The organism is Viridibacillus sp. NPDC093762 (assembly GCF_050279675.1).
Taxonomy (GTDB): Bacteria; Bacillota; Bacilli; order Bacillales_A; family Planococcaceae; genus Viridibacillus.
The window spans coordinates 113,160-132,037 of record NZ_JBNNUK010000003.1 but is presented as its reverse complement, the minus strand read 5'-3'; the positions used below and the strand labels follow the sequence as shown (position 1 = coordinate 132,037).

Below are 18,878 nucleotides of genomic sequence, written 5' to 3'. Positions count from 1 at the left end.
TGGTATGATTAGAAATAGGATTTTAAGGAGGGGCAGCTGTGTCAGAGCAACAAAAAAATCGAATTTCAGTTGATATATATGGTCAAACATATACTATGCTTGGTACAGAGTCAACAACACATATGCGTTTAGTCGCGTCCACAGTTGACAATACTATGAGAGAGATTAAACAGGCAAACCCGAGCCTTGACAGTACAAAACTGGCCGTCCTTACAGCTGTAAATTCAGTAAATGATAGTTTGAAATTAAAAGAGCAACTTGTATTATTAGAAGAAGAACTGAAAAAACTAAAGGATTGAAGTAAATGATCGATATACTTATAATTATTTTATTAATTGCCGGCATTATCACTGGCGGAAGAAGAGGTTTAGTAGTCCAGTTGATACATATCATTGGATTTTTGATCGCGATGATTGTCGCTTATGTTTATTATAAACCTTTAGCTGAGAAATTTGTGCTGTGGATTCCATATCCAGCAGTTGACGGGAATACGAAGTTAACTTATGCGATGGAACAATTAGATCTTAGTCAAACATTTTATCAGCTACTGGCCTTTGCACTTATTTTCTTTGTCGTCAAATTTGCAATGCAAATTGTAGCGTCAATTTTTGATTTCTTAAAATATGTGCCTATAATAGGTCCGTTTAATCGCTTTTTTGGCGGAATACTAGGATTTATAGAAGCTTATATATTAGTATTTATTTTACTTTATATTCTAGCGTTGTTACCATTAGAGGGTATCCAGAAGTATGTTGATAATTCAATCTTTACTAAATTAATGCTCGAATATACACCAATTATTTCGAACATGTTCAAAAATATGTGGTTTGTCTACATGAAATAACTGTTCTCAATCGAGAGCAGTTTTTTTACGAATAAGGAGGTCATTTTTTGAATAAGAAAACTATCATTCGTACATTTGAAAAAATAGCCTTGTATTTAGAGTTACAGGGTGTTAACCCATTTAAAATTTCAGCATTTAGAAAAGCTGCGGCAGCGCTAGAAGCAGATACAAGAAGCCTAAGTGAAATTGAAGATATTACTGCGATAAAAGGTATAGGTAAGGGAACTGCGGCAGTTATAGAAGATTTACTGGAAACGGGTGAATCTTCAGTTTTAAAAGAACTTGAAGAGGAAGTACCTAAAGGGTTACCACCATTATTAAAATTACCAGGCCTTGGTGGAAAGAAAATTGCTAAGTTATATCAAGAGTTAGGCGTAGATTCAGCAGAAGCGTTAAAGGCAGCGTGTGAAGAAGGCAAAGTGTCTGCTCTTGCAGGCTTTGGTAAAAAAACTGAAGAAAAGATATTAAAAGAACTAGAGGCATTTGGCACACGTTCTGAGCGACTACCAATTTGGCAATTAGATAAGGTAGTACAAGAAATAGAGAGTATATTAAGTGGAATTGCTGAAGTGCAACAGTTTTCGGTCGCAGGTAGCTTTAGACGGGTAAAGGAATCGAGTAAGGACGTCGATTTCATCATAGCATCGGCAAATCGAGAAGCGGTGAAAGAACAACTTTTAGGGGCACTTGTCATTTCAGAGACAATTGCAGCTGGGGATACTAAAATCTCAGTAACTTTGGACGCTGAAGAACCTGTTAGCGTTGACTTCCGACTAGTGACACAAGATGAATATGCAACGGCACTTCATCATTTTACTGGGTCAAAAGAACATAATGTGAGAATGCGTCAATTGGCAAAAGATCTTGGTAAGAAAATAAGTGAATACGGTGTAGAGCAGGCGGATGGATCTGTAACAACATTTACTTCTGAAACTGAATTTTTTGCTCATTTCGACTTACCGTTTATCCCGCCTAGTATACGAGTAGGCAATAAAGAATTTGACCGTGTAGATGAGATTAAGGAACTTGTTCAATTAGAAGATATTCGTTCTGATTTGCATATGCATACAACATGGTCTGATGGTGCTTATGCGGTACATGAAATGGGTGAAGCACTCATTGCTAGAGGTTATGAATATGCGGTTATTACGGATCATTCACAATATTTAAAAGTCGCAAATGGTTTAACGCCTGAACGTTTAATCGAACAGCATAAAGAGATTTGGGCATTCAATGAAAAGCATCCAGATTTCCGTTTGCTTGCAGGAACTGAGATGGACATATTACCAGATTGCTCGCTTGATTTTGAAGATGATGTATTAAAGCAATTAGACTTTGTCATTGCGTCGATTCACTCTAGCTTTTCACAGCCGCAAGAGAAAATTATGGACAGGCTACATAATGCTCTAAAAAACCCGAATGTTCATATGATAGCCCATCCTACTGGTCGTATAATTGGTGACCGAGAAGGCTATAACCCAGATATCCCTCAATTAATTGAATGGGCTAAAGAATATGGAAAAATTTTAGAGTTAAATGCAAATCCATATCGTCTTGATTTATGTGAAGAACATTTAGCAATGGCGGCAGCTGCTGGTGTGCCGATTGCTATAAATACAGATGCACATGCCATTGACCAACTTCGCTTTATGGAAGTTGGAACGAAATACGCTCAAAAAGCATGGTTAAAGAAAAATAATATCGTGAATACGTGGACATTAGAAGATTTTGTCCGCTTTATACAGAAGAAATGAAGAGGAGGTGTTTTGAATGATAGCAGAACGCGCATTGAAAACACTAGAATTTGATAAAGTACGAGCTCAAGTAGTTTCATATTGTACATGCTCTTTAGGGAAAACTGTGATCGATGAACTTGTCCCTGAAACTGATATAGAAAAAGTATTACAACTATTAGATGAAATGGATGAAGGTTTATCAATTCTACGCGTTAAAGGTAACGTGCCAATGGGCGGTATCTTCGATGTCCGTCCGCATGCTAGACGTGCGCAAATTGGTGGTGTACTTAGTCCAGTTGAATTGATGGAGATTTCAAGCACAATCCGTGCTAGTCGTATACTTCGTCAGTTTATAGAAGGCATTGAAGTGGAAGAGGATATACAAATCCCATACTTCATTCAGAAAAAAGAAAGCATGCCAACGTTGACAGGCTTACAGCATGAGATTAATGCTTGTATCGATGAGAATGGTGCTATTCTAGACTCTGCAAGCTCTGAGCTTCGTTCAATTCGTCAGCAATTGCGAGCACAAGAAGGTCGTGTTCGTGAAAAATTAGCGAGCTTAACACGTGGTACTAATGCAACAAAAATGCTATCTGATGCGATTGTTACAATTCGTAATGATCGGTTTGTTATTCCTGTAAAATCAGAATACCGTAGTCACTATGGTGGTGTTGTACATGATCAATCTTCATCTGGTCAAACACTTTATATTGAACCAGATGCTGTCGTACAAGCAAATAATGAAATTCACCAACTCAAGTCAAAAGAACAAGTTGAAATTGCGCGCATTTTATTAATGTTATCTCTAAAAGTACAAGAGGTAGCACATGACATCTTTATCACTGTGCAATTACTTGGCGAAATTGACGTCATATTGGCAAAAGCAAAATACGGACAAGCCAATAAATGTTCGAAACCAATTATGAATAGCGAAGGATATATTAAATTAGGTAAGGCACGTCATCCTTTACTACCAATTGAAGAAGCAGTAGCAAATGATATTGAATTTGGTAAAGACTTCACTTCAATCGTAATTACTGGACCTAACACAGGTGGTAAAACGGTTACGTTAAAAACAGTGGGGCTATGTACATTGATGGCGCAATCGGGTATTCCAGTGCCGGCACTTGATGGTTCTCATCTCGCGGTATTTGATCAGTTATTTGCTGATATTGGGGATGAGCAATCGATTGAGCAAAGCTTGAGTACATTTTCATCACATATGGTGAATATTGTTGATATTTTAAATCAATTCGATGATCGTTCACTCATTCTTTTTGATGAGCTGGGTGCAGGGACTGACCCACAAGAAGGTGCAGCACTTGCCATCTCAATTTTAGATGAAGTACATGGTCGCGGAGCACGCGTAATGGCAACAACTCACTATCCTGAGTTAAAAGCATATGGCTATAATCGTCCAGGTGTTGTCAATGCAAGTGTAGAATTTGATGTGGAGACGTTGAGCCCGACTTATCGTCTATTAATAGGAGTTCCAGGCCGTAGTAATGCCTTTGAAATTTCTACACGTCTTGGTTTACCTGATTCTATTATTGATCGTGCTAAAACATTCACAGGTACCGATCGTCATGAAGTCGAATCAATGATTGCGTCTCTAGAAGAAAGTCGACGTCAATCAGAAGAAGACGCTGAAAGAACACTTGAATTACGCATGCAAGCAGAAGCACTTCAAGCAGAGTTAGATGAAAAATTAAAAGCTTATGAAGCTAAAAAAGAAGCATTAGAACAAAAAGCAAAAGACAAAGCTCGTAAAATTGTAGATGAAGCTAAAAAAGAAGCAGAAGAGGTTATTTCAGAACTTCATAAAATGCGCTTAAATGCAAACAAGATTGTCAAAGAGCATGAAATCATTGATGCACGTAAACGTTTAGAAAAAGCCGCTCCGGAAAATAAAGTACTGAAAAAGCAACAGCAATTGAAAGCGCGCTCTCAAGAATTAGCTAAGGGTGACGAAGTAAAAGTACTGAGTTACGGTCAAAAAGGTGTGTTACTTGAAAAAGTATCAAATTCTGAATGGATTGTGCAAATTGGAATATTGAAGATGAAACTTGATGAATCAGATTTAGAGTATGTGAAACCTGAAAAAGACAAGCAAACTGTAAATGTTTCAAGTGTTCGAAATCGAGACTCTAATGTTAAGTTAGAATTAGATCTACGTGGAGAACGTTATGAAGATGCGATTGTACGTACGGAAAAATATATTGATGATGCATTACTGTCAAATTATCAACGCGTCTCAATTATTCACGGTAAAGGAACTGGAGCATTGCGCCAAGGAATCCAAGCTTTACTAAAGAGACATCCACGTGTAAAATCCTATCGTTTTGGAGAAGCAGGAGAAGGCGGATATGGTGTGACAGTAGCCGAGCTAAAATAAACCTCTTAAAGTAATCAAAGGTAGAGAAAAAAATGACATTGAAAAGGGGATATTTATGTTATTAAATGGATTTTGGCAATATCCTGTTGTCGAGGCTGCTGGTAATTTTAGTGTTGTTGTCCTTTGCTTAATCCTATCAATGGTGATATTTGAAATCGTAACAAAATACAAAAATTGGGTAGAAATAAAAAGAGGCAATGTAGCAGTTGCACTTGCAACAGGCGGGAAGATATTAGGGGTATGTAATATTTTCCGTTACTCCATTGAGAAGCATAACTCACTCGCAGAAATGATGGGGTGGGGATTGTTTGGTTTTATTTTACTAATATTCGCATATGTATTATTTGAATTTATGACACCGACATTTAAGATAGATGAAGAAATTGAAAAGGATAATCGATCAGTTGGTTTTATTTCGTTTACAATTTCAGTAGGTCTGTCATTTGTTATCGGTGCCAGTATTTCTTAGGGGAGAGAATATGGAAACTTTATCGAAAGTACTAATTGGCGTATGTATTGCATTTGTTTTAGTAGGAATCGTCTATTTAGTAATGAATTAATTTTGAAGTCCTTTATAGGGCTTCTTTTTTTATTTGATCAATTGATACTGAAGGAAAAGCAAACAATCTAAGTTCAGTATAAACAAGCTTATAAAATAAAATGATTATAAAAAATGTTAAATAGTGTATATAATTGATACTACTTTTAAGGTAATAGAGATATAATATTAATAGTTTAGAAAAAAATGTATGGGAGTATTTGTTTTTTAGAATTAATTTCTCAAACATATGAGGGGGCAAAATGAATTTGTATAATAAAAAAACATCTATAAGTCTAACAAAATGTACATTCATATCTATAGGGATTCTGTTAACTTCAAGTATCAGTTCATTCGAAACACCGATAGCACCAAAAAAAGTTGAGGCAGCTACCGTAAAAACATATACAGTAACTTCGAATGTGAATTTAAGATCTAAAGCCTCGGCAAAAGGGAAAATTCTATTAACAATACCAAAAGGAAAATCTGTTTCATACATTTCTAAAACCGGCAGTTGGTATAAAGTGAAATTCGGTAAAAAAATTGGCTATGTTAGTACAAGCTATATTAAAGTAACAACTAAAACGTCTGCAATTTCCACTTTCGCTGCAACAAATTATCAAACAAAAGAAAAAGTGAATTTACGGTCTAGTAACTCTACAAAAGGGAAAGTACTATTATCGATTCCTAAAGGCAAGACGGTGAAAGCTACCGCTAAATCTGGAGCATGGTATAAAGTAACATACGGAGGCAAAACTGGTTGGGTAAGTAGTTCATATGTGAAAGAGTATGATGCCTATAAAGAGACTGAAACCACTTATTTCCTAATAGAGAAAACGGCTTCACTTCGTATAACACCTGACACCAAAAAAGCACAAGTATTCGCTATACCAACCAATAATATCTTCACGTCTACGCAATCAGTTGTGAATAGTAAAGGAGAAACTTGGTATCGAATATCGTACAAGGGTAAGAATTATTTTGTGCAATCTACTGTAGTTAGTAAAGTAACACCAACGCAAGTGGCAAGTACGGATTATAAAGCTAATTCATCAACATCTTTATTTGCAGAAGCGGGAGTCTCACATACAATACTAACTAGCATTCCCAAAGATGCAAAAGTGACTTCGACCGAACGAGTTGGCAATTGGTATAAAGTAACATATGAAGGTAACACAGGGTATATAGACATTACTAAATTTAGTGTCGATACACCAAGTGTCGATACGGCACCAGATGATACAGATGACGATACCCCTACATTACCAAATGGTTCAGCCATTAGTCAGATGACCATTTATAATATTGAAGATCAAAAACTGTATAAATCAAATTCTACATCATCAGATTTGTTAAAAGTGATTCCTGCGAATACAAAGCTGACGACGACTTATAAAGCAAGTAATGGTTGGTATCAAGTGAGTTTTGAAGGTTTTACAGGTTTTGTATCAGGTTCTTCTTTAATCGATGAAACAACGAAGGCAAGAATCGCTAGTCTAGAATCCAATCCAAATAGCTATATGTTTATGGATCTTCGTACTAAGTCGTCTGTGAAAGCAGATCAAATTAATACGTATATTGCTAGTAAGACTGCAGGGAAAACAAGCGCTTTAACTGGAAAAGGACAAGCGATTATTAATGCTGCTGATAAGTATGGCGTAAACGCTCTATATTTTGCAGCACATGCCATTCATGAAAGTGGATTTGGTGTTTCCGACATTTCGCTTGGAAGAAACAACTTGTTTGGCTTTGGAGCATATGATATTACTCCATTCATAGGTGCTGTTAAATTTGATTCCATCGACGATAATTTGGAATTTATTGCGCAATCAATGAAGGCTACTTATTTAAATCCTTCCAATTGGAAATACAATAGTGGGGCTTATTTAGGATACTCCGTTAAAAACGTTAATGGAGCTCGCATTGATTCCTTAAGTAAGGGGATGAATTTTTATTATGCAAGTGATACTAATTGGGGAAATGCAATTGCCAATCATATGAACGGAATCTTAGCATATGCTAAAGAAGGAGCAATTTCTAAAATACCTAATACAGTTGTTCCTTCTGCTCCAAAGCATCCGGATCTTAAAGACGTGTTCCCAACTGGAACGTTAGCAATTGCGAATAGTAATTTGAATGTATTCAGTGAAAAAGGCAGTACAAATAGTGTTGCAGCAACCATTCCAGAAGGTGAGTCTTTCAATTTACTAGAAAAGCACAATGATTACTGGCTAACGGTATCCTATAAAGGGAAAAAGTATTATACAAATGTTGTAAGTTTCAGTGCTTACAATAAACATTTTTCTGTGAAGAACTTGGCTCGTGTTAATACTTCCTCAGCTAATGGAATAGCATTAAATGTACGCTCAGAAGGAAATGCGTCCAGTCCTATAGTCGGTGAATTTTCAAACTATCAATTTGTTGAACTCGTAATAGATGAAAATAATAAGCCAATAATGAGTGGAACTTGGTATAAAGTAAAATTACCGAATGGAAAACAGGGCTATGCATCTGGTACCTATTTAATTCGGGAATTAAATAAATAAGTATATATTGTAAAATACAAAAATCTGACTTCGATAATAAATTGAAGTCATTTTTTTGTATGATTGAGGTGAACTTTATTATTTTGGTATGTTTAAATTTTTTAAGTGAATTATAATCGATAAGGTTTTTATTACTCACAATGGAAGGGAAAATATTTTTTTCAATAAATTGACATTAAATTTGAAAGCGTTACCAATTTTATTTTATACTAAATTATAAGGGTATTCTTACAATTTTTAACGAAGGGGGAATGGAGCATGACTGAACAGATTTGGCTGTCAAATTATCCGGATAATATTCCTACGTCTTTGGAATATGAAGCAATTCCTTTGCAAGAGTATTTGACAAGAGCGAGCAGCAAGACACCTTCCAAAGTTGCGATTCATTTTATGGGGAAGGATATTACGTACAAAGAATTGTATGAAAGCTCATTAAAGTTCGCCAATTATTTAGTATCCATTGGTATTGAGAAAGGTGATCGTGTAGCCATTATGCTACCTAACTGTCCTCAAGGCGTTATAGGTTATTTTGGGGTGCTATATGCCGGAGGAATTGTCGTTCAAACAAACCCGCTTTATACAGAAAGAGAAATTGAATTTCAGATGAAAGATTCAGGAGCGAAGGTGATTTTATCTTTGGATATTTTATATCCGCGTATCGCAAAAGTTATGAAGGACACTCATTTAGAACATGTCATTATTACAGCGATTAAGGACTATTTACCATTCCCGAAAAATTTAGTGTATCCATTTATTCAAAAGAAGCAATATGGCTTTAAGGTTACAGTTGAGCATAGTGGTAGCAATCATTTATTTACAGAAATTATGAGCGTAAGCACAACTGAACCAATCGCATTAAGTTTCGACATTGAAGAGGACATTGCATTATTGCAATATACAGGTGGTACAACCGGCTATCCTAAAGGAGTTATGTTAACGCATAAAAACTTAATAGCGAACGTACAAATGTGTAGTGTATGGATGTCTGAGTGTATACCTGGTGAAGAAGTAATTATGGGTGTGCTGCCATTTTTCCATGTATACGGAATGACTACGGTATTATTATTGTCGGTTATGCGCGGAGACAAAATGGTGCTATTATCGAAATTTGATGTTGAAACAACGTTAAAAACGATACAAAAACAAAAAACAACGCTTTTCCCAGGGGCGCCTACCCTCTATATTGGTTTATTAAATCATCCAGATATTGCGAAATATAACTTATCTTCTATCAAGGCGTGCATGAGTGGTTCGGCACCATTGCCAATTGAAGTACAAGAGAAATTCGAGAAGATTACCGGCGGCAAGCTTGTAGAAGGATACGGTTTAACAGAAACATCACCTGTAACACACTGTAACTTTATTTGGCATAATGAGCGTGTCAAAGGTTCTGTCGGCGTTCCTTGGCCGAACACAGACGCAGCTATTCTCCAAGTAGATTCAACAGAGCCACTACCAATTGGTGAAATCGGTGAAATAGCTGTGAAAGGTCCTCAAGTGATGAAAGGATACTGGAATCGTCCGGAAGACACAGAAATGGCGATGCGTGATGGTTGGTTTTTAACTGGAGATTTAGGCTATATGGATGACAAAGGCTACTTTTATGTTGTTGATCGGAAAAAGGATATTATCATTGCTGGTGGGTTCAATATTTATCCAAGAGAAATCGAGGAAGTTTTATATGAGCATGAAGCCGTCCAGGAATGTGTAGCACTCGGTGTACCTGATCCATATCGCGGTGAAACGGTGAAAGCTTTTATCGTATTAAAAGAAGGCATGAAAGTGACGGAAGAAGAATTCAATACGTATTGCAGAGAAAACTTGGCCGCATTTAAAGTGCCGCGTATTTATGAATTCCGTGAAGAACTACCAAAAACAGCTGTTGGTAAAATACTACGCCGTACTTTACAAGATGAAGATAAAGAAAGAATACAGAAAATTATGTGAAAATAATGACAAGTCGGCTTGACAAGTGTAAAATGAAATTATAAGATGAAAATATGAATGAATAGTCATTCATATTTTCATTTTTTATATGGTGGTGATCGTATTGAAGAAAGATAAACCGAAGTATAGACAAATTATCGATGCGGCCGTTATTGTAATTGCGGAAAATGGTTATCACCATGCACAAGTTTCCAAGATTGCTAAACAGGCAGGCGTCGCAGATGGAACAATCTATTTATACTTTAAAAACAAAGAAGACATATTAATTTCAGTATTTAAGGAAAAAATGTCTGTGTTTGTAGAAAATTTACAGTGTATAATTAGAGATGGAAAGTCATCGTCTGAAAAGTTAAATGCGATGATTGAGAATCATTTCCAGGTACTAGCAGGAGATCATCATTTGGCTACAGTTACACAATTAGAGCTTCGTCAGTCTAATAAAGATGTTCGTCTCAAAATTAATACGATATTAAGAGAGTATTTAATATTACTTGATGAAATATTAGTAGAAGGTATGGAGACGAAAGAATTCAATCCAGAGATGGATTTGCGACTTGCTCGTCAGCTCATTTTCGGAACGATTGATGAAGTAACAACATCGTGGGTCATGAATGATCATAAATATGATTTAATTGCGCTAGCACCGAAAGTACAACATTTAATACTCAATGGAATAAAAGCATAGGCAATTGTATAAATTAATTGGTTGAATTGGTAGCAGCCAATCCATTGCTTTGATTCAACTAGGAAACTACTTACATAGCCAAATGCAAAGGGGGAAATGGGAGTATGGAATTTTTACGTTGGACAGTTGAAGATGGAGTTGCAATTGCAACGATTCAGCGCCCACCGGCTAATGCTTTATCGAGGGGGCTAATTTTAGAAGTAAATGAACTTTTAACTGCTGTAGAGCATGATGATTCAGTTCGAGTCATTGTATTGCATGGAGAAGGAAGATTCTTCTCAGCAGGAGCAGATATTAAAGAATTTACTGATGTGACATCAGGTGCTGAATTTGTAAAATTATCTGCTAATGGACAAGGTGTCTTTGAGCGTTTAGAGAAATTCTCTAAGCCAGTTATTGCTGGAATTCATGGCGCTGCTTTAGGTGGGGGACTTGAGCTAGCGATGAGTTGTCATTTCCGCTATGTGACTGAAAACGCAAAATTAGGATTACCCGAATTACAATTAGGGTTAATTCCTGGTTTTGGTGGCACACAGCGTTTACCTCGCTATGTTGGGGTAGCAAAAGCAGCAGAAATGATGTTCACTAGCGATCCAATATCAGGTACTGAGGCTGTCAAGTGGGGCTTAGCAAACGCTGCCTTCTCTGATGAGGAATTACTACCTCAAACGATTGCAACAGCGAAACGTATTGCGAAGAAAAGCTCGGTTGCTCTAAAAGCTGCGATCGATATGTTGCAATATGCTAAACATACTTCATTCTATGAAGGCGTTGAAGCTGAGGCAAAAGCTTTTGGAACCGTTTTCATGTCTGAGGATGCCAAAGAAGGTATCCAAGCTTTCATCGAAAAACGTGAACCAACTTTCACAGGAAAATAAAAATAGTATTAGGAGGTTAGTTGAATGAACATTTTTGTATTAGTAAAACGTACTTTTGACACAGAAGAAAAGATTGTTGTAACTGGTGGGGCAATCCAAGAAGATGGAGCTGAATTCATCATCAACCCATACGATGAATACGCAATCGAAGAAGCTATTCAAGTTCGTGATGCACAAGGCGGCGAAGTAACAGTTGTTACTCTCGGCGGTGAAGATGCAGAAAAACAACTCCGTACAGCTTTAGCAATGGGAGCTGATAAAGCAGTCTTAATCAACACTGAAGATGATTTAGATGAGCTTGATCAATTCTCAGCAGCATATATTTTAGCTGAATACTTAAAAGATAAAGAAGCAGATCTTATTTTAGGTGGTAACGTTGCTATTGATGGTGGCTCGGGTCAAGTAGGTCCACGTGTTGCGGAATTATTAGGTATTAACTATGTAACAACGATTACTAAGCTTGAAATCGATGGCAAAACAGCGAAAATCATTCGTGACGTAGAAGGGGATTCAGAAGTTCTTGAAGCAGAATTACCACTTCTAGTGACAGCACAACAAGGTTTAAACGAACCTCGTTACCCATCTTTACCTGGTATTATGAAAGCAAAGAAAAAGCCTCTTGAAGAGCTAGAATTAGATGATTTAGATATTGATGAAGATGATGTACAAGCAAAAACTACAACAGTTGAAATTTACTTACCAGCTCAAAAAGTAGCTGGACGTGTATTAGAAGGCGATTTATCTGAACAAGTGAAAGAGCTTGTTAGTCTATTACATTCAGAAGCGAAAGTCGTTTAAGCTGATTTTAAATTGTATGGGAGGGACATAACATGTCTAAAAAAGTATTAGTATTAGGTGAAGTACGCGAAGGAAGCTTAAGAAATGTATCATTCGAAGCTATTGCAGCTGCAAAAAAAGTGTCTGGTAGCGGAGAAGTTGTTGGCGTTCTAATCGGAGACGCTGTAGCGAATCTTGCCCAGGAACTTATTCAAAACGGTGCAGACCGTGTAGTGACTGTTGAACACCCACATTTAAAACAGTATACTTCTGACGGCTTTAGCCAAGCATTTATGGCTGTTACTGAGCAAGAGCAACCAGAAGCGATTGTTTTCGGTCATACTGCTCTAGGTAAAGACCTTTCTCCTAAACTAGCTAGTAAATTACAAAGCGGTTTAGTATCAGATGTTACAGATATCGAAGGGGAAGATGATTCAGTAGTTTTCATCCGTCCAATCTATTCTGGTAAAGCATTTGAAAAAGTACAAGTGAAAGAGGGAATTGTGTTTGTGACAATCCGTCCAAATAACATAGCTCCTTTAGCAAAAGATGAATCTCGTTCAGGTGACGTGTCATCAATTTCTGTAGATATTACGAATCTACGTACTATTATTAAAGAAGTTGTTCGCAAATCAACAGATGGCGTTGATTTATCAGAAGCGAAAGTAGTAGTAGCTGGTGGTCGTGGCGTGAAAAGCGAAGACGGTTTTGCTCCATTAAAAGAGCTTGCTAACGTACTAGGTGGCGCTGTTGGTGCTTCACGTGGAGCGTGTGACGCTGATTACTGCGATTATTCATTGCAAATCGGTCAAACTGGTAAAGTTGTTACACCGGATCTTTATATCGCTGCTGGTATTTCAGGTGCAATCCAACATTTAGCTGGTATGTCTAACTCAAAAGTTATCGTTGCGATCAACAAAGATCCAGAAGCGAATATCTTTAAAGTAGCTGACTACGGTATCGTTGGAGATCTTTTTGAAGTTATCCCAATGCTTACTGAAGAGTTCAAAAAATTATTAGTAAACGCATAATTGATACGTCTAAACCCTGTAAACGGTCATACTATTTACAGGGTTTTCTTCATCCAAGCATACATACTAACGTGTGATTGACGTTTTTTACTATCGTTATTGCAAAATAATGCTGTTATAAGCATAACAGTCGCTCGTGCTTTTCATCCATGCTATACTACCGTTATACGTAAGTTGAAGGAGGATATTTAATATGGCAATCGTACACGCTACAGATGCAAGCTTTTCACATGATATCGCAGAAGGTTTAGTACTAGTTGACTTTTGGGCAACTTGGTGCGGACCTTGTAAAATGATCGCTCCTGTTTTAGAAGAACTAGATTCTGAATTAAACGGTGCAGCTAAAATTGTTAAAGTTGATGTAGACCAAAACCAAGAAACAGCAAGCAAATTTGGTATTATGTCAATACCAACTCTTTTATTATTCAAAGACGGAGAGCCAGTTGATAAAACTGTTGGTTTCCAACCGAAAGAAGCATTAGCAGAATTCATTCAAAAACACGCTTAATCTTTGAAAAAATGAATATTAAACCGGGTTCCTATAATGGTTCCCGGTTTTTTTTAGAATTAATAGAGATTAAAGCTATTTTGTATAGAATTTAGATACAGTGCCTAGCCCTAGAGATCAAAAGCTTATTTGACATGGAGGTTAAAGAGCCAAATTTATGTCAATTCGTCTATGATTGTCGGAACTGGCCAAGGTGCTCGCACTTTTCTAAGAAGGTGATAAGATGAACGAATTAATAAAGCAAAAGTTAGCCATTCTACCTGACCAGCCTGGTTGTTATTTGATGAAGGATCGTCAAGGAACAATCATTTATGTCGGCAAAGCTAAAGTATTAAAAAATCGCGTACGTTCTTATTTCACAGGCAGCCACGATGGTAAAACGCAACGACTTGTTAGTGAAATAGAAGACTTTGAGTACATCGTGACATCTTCGGATTTAGAGGCATTTATCTTAGAATTAAACCTCATTAAAACACATGATCCGAAATACAACATTATGCTAAAGGATGACAAGACGTACCCATATATTAAAATAACTAACGAGAAGAATCCGCGACTTCTTATAGTTCGTAAAGTTAAAAAGGATAGTGGTAAATACTTTGGACCTTATCCGAATAGTTTTGCTGCAAATGAAACGAAAAAATTACTTGATCGCCTATATCCGCTAAGGAAATGCACAAATTTACCGAATCGAGTTTGCTTATATTATCATTTAGGACAATGTTTAGCTCCTTGTGTAAAAGAAGTTGAGAAAGAGCAATATCAAGGGATAATTCAAGATATTACGAGTTTTCTCAATGGCGGCTACGGGGAAGTTAAAGAAGATTTAAATGCAAAAATGCTCGATGCAGCTGAAAAATTAGAGTTCGAACGAGCAAAAGAATATCGAGATCAAATTACCCATATTGAAACTGTCATGGAACGCCAGAAGATTACACTTACTGATTTAACGAACCGTGACGTTTTTGGTTATGCGGTTGATAAAGGTTGGATGTGTATCCAAGTATTCTTTGTAAGACAAGGAAAGTTAATTGAGAGAGATGTTTCGTTATTCCCGATTTATCGAGATCCCGAGGAAGAATTCTTAACATTTGTGGGACGCTTTTATGAACAGGCAGAACATATCAAGCCGAAGGAAATCTTTATACCTACGAATATTGAAGAGGACCTTCTAGCTACAGTACTTGATGTAAAAGTGACGATTCCTCAAAGGGGAAAGAAAAAAGAACTTGTTGATTTGGCGAGTAAAAATGCTCAAATTGCTATCTCTGAGAAGTTCCAGTTACTTGAGCGTCAAGAAAAAAGGACAATAGGTGCCTGCGAAGAATTGGGCAATACGATGAATATTGCGACACCGCTTCGCATAGAATCATTTGATAACTCCCATATCTTTGGTGCGGACGCCGTTTCAGCAATGGTTGTTTTTATTGACGGTAAGCCGAGCAAAAAGGATTATCGAAAATATAAAATTCAAGTTGCTGCAAAGCACGACGATTACGGAGCAATGCGAGAAGTTATTCGCCGAAGATATACTCGTGTATTAAGAGATGACTTACCTTTACCGGATTTAATCGTTATTGATGGTGGGAAAGGACAAATGGAAGTGGCAAGAGAAATCTTAGAAGATGAGCTTGGTTTAGATATTCCTATTGCAGGTTTAGCAAAAGATGATAAACACCAAACTTCTCAATTGCTATATGGCTCGCCGCCAGAAATTATTCCGTTGAAGAGAACAAGTGAGGCATTTTATCTTTTACAAAGAATTCAAGATGAAGTTCACCGTTTTGCTATTACCTTCCATCGCCAATTACATGAGAAGAATGCCATTACATCTGTTCTCGATGAAATTGAAGGAATTGGTCCAAAACGTAAGCAACAGCTTCTCAAACAATTTGGATCTGTTAAAAAAATTCGTGAGGCATCCTATGAAGAATTAATTGCTGCGAATGTACCAAAAAGACTTGCTCAAACCATATTTACTTATTTTTCTGAAAAATAAATTGTAGTAATCTGAAAATTGTGTTAAGGTAACATTACTATTATAAATAATCACTGATTAGTGATGATAGAGGCGCGGATTTCAAGAGTAATCAGCAAGAGGATGAATAGATCCTATGACTGCTGATGAAAGGGGAGGCCGCCGAAGTGATAAATTGACTATTTCTAATTTATTACTGGTTCTGCATTTAACAAGTGTAGAATTGTCAGATCCGTTTCGGTTCTGGAGGGCTATCTCACATGAATGTTCTTTTGAACGTGCATGCTACGAGGCGGCTTTTCACACGGAAACGTGTGAAAGGCTGCTTTTTTCATAAGATGTCATTGTGAATACGGTCGTCATAACAAATAAGGGAGAGGTTATGGGTGAGTTGTTTAGTTTTTAAATTTGGTGGTACATCAGTTGCAACGATTGAACGCGTATTGCATGTGGCAGAGCGCATTCAGAAAGAGAAAGAAAAGGGTTATGACATTGTCGTTGTTGTTTCAGCAATGGGTAAAACGACAGATAAATTAGTAGGGATGGCACATGAAATTATGCCAAATCCATCGAAGCGTGAAATGGATACGCTCTTAACAACTGGTGAGCAGGTGACTATCTCTTTATTAACGATTGCATTGCAAAGCTTAGGGTTATCAGCGCAGTCTTTCACTGGATGGCAAGCAGGTATCTTAACGGAAGGGATTCCAAGTGATTCCCGTATTGTTGAAATCCAATCTGAAAATGTGCAAAAAGCATTGGATAAAGGCCAGGTTGCGGTAGTTGCAGGTTTCCAAGGAATCGATAGTAATAACAATATTACAACTCTAGGTCGCGGAGGATCAGATACAACAGCAGTTGCTTTAGCCGCAGCATTGGGTGCTGAGCGCTGTGATATTTATACAGATGTTGATGGTGTATACACTTCAGATCCACGTTATGTTCCAAAAGCTCGCAAACTACAAGAACTGTCATATGATGAAATGTTAGAATTAGCAAATTTAGGAGCAGGTGTCTTACATCCACGTGCCGTAGAGTTTGCAAAAAACTATAATATCCCATTAGCAGTTCGCTCTAGTTATGTAGAAGATGAAGGAACAATTATGAAGGAGGAAGTTGAAGTGGAAAAAGATTTAGTTGTACGTGGAGTAGCGTTTATGTCAGATATTGTTCGTGTAACTGTAGGTTATGAGGGGAATTATAAAGGTTCTTTAGTCAATATTTTCACAGTTTTAGCTGATAACCATATAAATGTGGATATTATCGTTCAAACTATACTCGAAGGGGTAGAGCCTTCAGTATCATTTACTATTACGAAAGAAAATTTAGCAGATACCGCTCGAGTATTAGAAGCAAATAAATCTAAAATTGGTTATTGTCATGTGAATTATGAAGAGGACGTAGCTAAAGTATCGATTGTAGGTTCTGGTATGGTATCTAATCCTGGCGTAGCCGCAAAAATGTTCGATCGCTTACATAAAGAAAACATTACATTAAAAATGGTAAGTACTTCTGAAATTAAAATTTCTGTTGTCATTCCACAAGAATCGATGTTGTTAACTGCAAATGCATTACATGATGAATTTGAATTGGCAGCTAGTCTAGCAATTCAAATTTAATCATATAAAATAAATAGAAGCTGACTAGCCATCTTAAACAGATATTTAGTCAGCTTCTTACTATAGTTTGTCTTTTAAATCCCATTTAACATGGAATCGTACAAGCCCACGTTTTGCTTTCTTTTCGTCGTAGCATTCTGTTAAAAAACCACTGATTTTCTCTTGCTGAGCTGCTAGGAAGCCACTTTCAAGACGGAAGCAGCGTTGGTCTAATTGCATAGCCTCAGGATCTCCAGTGAGAGTATAAAACGTTTCATCTTTCGATTGTTTTTCTATAGAAAGTTCTCCCCATCCGGCTTCTTGGAAAAATGAAACAGCTTCTTCCATGCTGTATAAAGGAAACTTGCGGGCTAACTCTTTGCCGCACCAATATAGGATATCTTCCTCGTTTTTTCCGAGAACAGACGAGAGAACGTGATCTCTGATTAGTTCGTAACCAAATAATGGGAAGTTTTGAGTATTAGTAGATGACATGATTGGCCTTCTTTCATTTAATTTTGTCTAATTTTTGTCAGAGTTAGAGAATAGCGATTTCTGGTAGAATATCTATGTATTTACGAGAAAAAAGCATGATTTAAAGGTATCTAGAAATAGTGCCAGTTACCTTGACGCTCTGCGATGATGAGAGTACAATGAACATGTCATAATATTGTACCATGATGAAATATGCAGTCAATGGATACCGCGTTGGAAAGCGTTGGTAGTTGTTCGTCTGTCTATTTTCAGTATTAAGGGGGGCAACAGTTTTGTCGAAAGATCGAGAGTTTTATTGGCGTCGACTGCATTCACTTCTTGGAATTATTCCAGTTGGACTGTTCGTGACGCAACACTTGTTTATTAACTTTACAGCAACACAAGGTGCAGAATCATTTAACACAGCAAGTGAATTTATGGGGAAACTCCCATTCTTATGGGCTCTAGAATGGATTATAATTTACATTCCATTAATGTTCCATGCTTTTTATGGTGTGTACATAGCCTTCACTGGACAACCAAACACTAAACGTTTTGGCACTTTCCGTAACTGGATGTACGTATTGCAACGTTTCACAGGAGTATTCCTAGTTGTGTTTATCGCTTGGCATATTTTCCAAACTCGTATCCAAAAAGCACTTGGAACTGAAGTTGATTACAACATGATGGCAGATGTTCTATCTAATCCTTGGATGGTAGCATTCTATATCGCTGGTATTATTTCAGCAACTTTCCACTTAGCTAATGGTGTTTGGGCATTCCTAGTAAGCTGGGGAATTACTCAATCTCCAAAATCTCAAAAAATCGCAACATATGTTACAATTGTAATTTTCTTAGTGTTATCTGTAGTCGGCGTATCGGCTTTACTTGCATTCGTATAAGACAGTGCACTTAAAATCATGTAAGCGCTTGATTACTA

16 protein-coding genes and 1 riboswitch are annotated in these 18,878 nt (G+C 37.0%); of the genes, 15 read left to right on the top strand and 1 reads right to left on the bottom strand.

Annotation, left to right across the window (positions count from 1 at the left end; all coding sequences use genetic code 11):
• Window positions 1-38 precede the first annotated feature (38 nt).
• From zapA to ACQKM9_RS06040, 14 genes are all read left to right on the top strand, one after another.
• Window positions 39-299, top strand: a complete 261-nt coding sequence (zapA, locus tag ACQKM9_RS06105; RefSeq protein ID WP_038187658.1) for a cell division protein ZapA — start codon at window positions 39-41, stop codon at window positions 297-299.
• Between the two features lie 5 nt (window positions 300-304).
• Window positions 305-844 carry a CvpA family protein gene (locus tag ACQKM9_RS06100; RefSeq protein ID WP_427733506.1) on the top strand — a complete coding sequence of 180 codons (540 nt, stop codon included), beginning with the start codon at window positions 305-307 and terminating at the stop codon, window positions 842-844.
• A gap of 47 nt (window positions 845-891) precedes the next feature.
• Window positions 892-2,598, top strand: coding sequence for a DNA polymerase/3'-5' exonuclease PolX (polX, locus tag ACQKM9_RS06095; protein WP_427733505.1), 1,707 nt, complete (start codon window positions 892-894; stop codon window positions 2,596-2,598).
• Window positions 2,599-2,614: 16 nt separating this feature from the next.
• On the top strand, window positions 2,615-4,978 hold the full coding sequence (locus tag ACQKM9_RS06090; protein WP_427733504.1) for an endonuclease MutS2: 2,364 nt from the start codon (window positions 2,615-2,617) through the stop codon (window positions 4,976-4,978).
• 55 nt (window positions 4,979-5,033) lie between these two features.
• On the top strand, window positions 5,034-5,447 hold the full coding sequence (locus ACQKM9_RS06085; protein WP_427733503.1) for a DUF350 domain-containing protein: 414 nt from the start codon (window positions 5,034-5,036) through the stop codon (window positions 5,445-5,447).
• Between the two features lie 332 nt (window positions 5,448-5,779).
• The gene (locus tag ACQKM9_RS06080) at window positions 5,780-8,062 is read left to right on the top strand and encodes an SH3 domain-containing protein (RefSeq protein ID WP_427733502.1); all 2,283 of its coding nucleotides are present in this window, start codon (window positions 5,780-5,782) and stop codon (window positions 8,060-8,062) included.
• A 258-nt stretch (window positions 8,063-8,320) separates the two neighbouring features.
• On the top strand, window positions 8,321-10,009 hold the full coding sequence (locus ACQKM9_RS06075) for an AMP-binding protein (RefSeq protein WP_427733501.1): 1,689 nt from the start codon (window positions 8,321-8,323) through the stop codon (window positions 10,007-10,009).
• 103 nt (window positions 10,010-10,112) lie between these two features.
• Window positions 10,113-10,694: a TetR/AcrR family transcriptional regulator gene (locus ACQKM9_RS06070; protein ID WP_427733500.1), complete on the top strand. Its 582-nt coding sequence runs from the start codon at window positions 10,113-10,115 to the stop codon at window positions 10,692-10,694.
• A 104-nt stretch (window positions 10,695-10,798) separates the two neighbouring features.
• Complete coding sequence (locus tag ACQKM9_RS06065; protein WP_427733499.1) at window positions 10,799-11,572, top strand: enoyl-CoA hydratase; 774 nt, start codon at window positions 10,799-10,801, stop codon at window positions 11,570-11,572.
• Between the two features lie 24 nt (window positions 11,573-11,596).
• Complete coding sequence (locus ACQKM9_RS06060; RefSeq protein ID WP_427733498.1) at window positions 11,597-12,370, top strand: electron transfer flavoprotein subunit beta/FixA family protein; 774 nt, start codon at window positions 11,597-11,599, stop codon at window positions 12,368-12,370.
• Window positions 12,371-12,402: 32 nt separating this feature from the next.
• Window positions 12,403-13,380, top strand: coding sequence for an electron transfer flavoprotein subunit alpha/FixB family protein (locus tag ACQKM9_RS06055; protein WP_427733497.1), 978 nt, complete (start codon window positions 12,403-12,405; stop codon window positions 13,378-13,380).
• 193 nt (window positions 13,381-13,573) lie between these two features.
• The gene (gene trxA, locus ACQKM9_RS06050; RefSeq protein WP_038187634.1) at window positions 13,574-13,888 is read left to right on the top strand and encodes a thioredoxin; all 315 of its coding nucleotides are present in this window, start codon (window positions 13,574-13,576) and stop codon (window positions 13,886-13,888) included.
• A gap of 223 nt (window positions 13,889-14,111) precedes the next feature.
• Window positions 14,112-15,887 carry an excinuclease ABC subunit UvrC gene (gene uvrC / locus ACQKM9_RS06045; protein ID WP_427733496.1) on the top strand — a complete coding sequence of 592 codons (1,776 nt, stop codon included), beginning with the start codon at window positions 14,112-14,114 and terminating at the stop codon, window positions 15,885-15,887.
• 59 nt (window positions 15,888-15,946) lie between these two features.
• Window positions 15,947-16,128, top strand: a riboswitch (Lysine riboswitch).
• 124 nt (window positions 16,129-16,252) lie between these two features.
• On the top strand, window positions 16,253-17,485 hold the full coding sequence (locus ACQKM9_RS06040) for an aspartate kinase (protein WP_427733495.1): 1,233 nt from the start codon (window positions 16,253-16,255) through the stop codon (window positions 17,483-17,485).
• Window positions 17,486-17,545: 60 nt separating this feature from the next.
• Here ACQKM9_RS06040 and ACQKM9_RS06035 read toward each other — a convergent pair whose 3' ends face one another.
• Entirely contained in the window at window positions 17,546-17,959 is a 414-nt protein-coding gene (locus tag ACQKM9_RS06035; protein ID WP_427733494.1) for a YslB family protein, read from the bottom strand.
• 272 nt (window positions 17,960-18,231) lie between these two features.
• Between ACQKM9_RS06035 and ACQKM9_RS06030 the strand changes: the two genes are divergently transcribed.
• Entirely contained in the window at window positions 18,232-18,840 is a 609-nt protein-coding gene (locus ACQKM9_RS06030; protein WP_427733493.1) for a succinate dehydrogenase cytochrome b558 subunit, read from the top strand.
• Window positions 18,841-18,878: the final 38 nt, after the last annotated feature.

Bases quoted from the DNA above. Each gene is read 5' to 3' on its own strand.
- ACQKM9_RS06100 (WP_427733506.1), top strand. From the start codon at position 305: ATGATCGATATACTTATAATTATTTTATTAATTGCCGGCATTATCACT.
- ACQKM9_RS06090 (WP_427733504.1), top strand. From the start codon at position 2,615: ATGATAGCAGAACGCGCATTGAAAACACTAGAATTTGATAAAGTACGA.
- ACQKM9_RS06085 (WP_427733503.1), top strand. From the start codon at position 5,034: ATGTTATTAAATGGATTTTGGCAATATCCTGTTGTCGAGGCTGCTGGT.
- ACQKM9_RS06080 (WP_427733502.1), top strand. From the start codon at position 5,780: ATGAATTTGTATAATAAAAAAACATCTATAAGTCTAACAAAATGTACA.
- ACQKM9_RS06075 (WP_427733501.1), top strand. From the start codon at position 8,321: ATGACTGAACAGATTTGGCTGTCAAATTATCCGGATAATATTCCTACG.
- ACQKM9_RS06065 (WP_427733499.1), top strand. From the start codon at position 10,799: ATGGAATTTTTACGTTGGACAGTTGAAGATGGAGTTGCAATTGCAACG.
- ACQKM9_RS06060 (WP_427733498.1), top strand. From the start codon at position 11,597: ATGAACATTTTTGTATTAGTAAAACGTACTTTTGACACAGAAGAAAAG.
- ACQKM9_RS06055 (WP_427733497.1), top strand. From the start codon at position 12,403: ATGTCTAAAAAAGTATTAGTATTAGGTGAAGTACGCGAAGGAAGCTTA.
- trxA (WP_038187634.1), top strand. From the start codon at position 13,574: ATGGCAATCGTACACGCTACAGATGCAAGCTTTTCACATGATATCGCA.
- uvrC (WP_427733496.1), top strand. From the start codon at position 14,112: ATGAACGAATTAATAAAGCAAAAGTTAGCCATTCTACCTGACCAGCCT.
- ACQKM9_RS06035 (WP_427733494.1), bottom strand. From the start codon at position 17,959: ATGTCATCTACTAATACTCAAAACTTCCCATTATTTGGTTACGAACTA.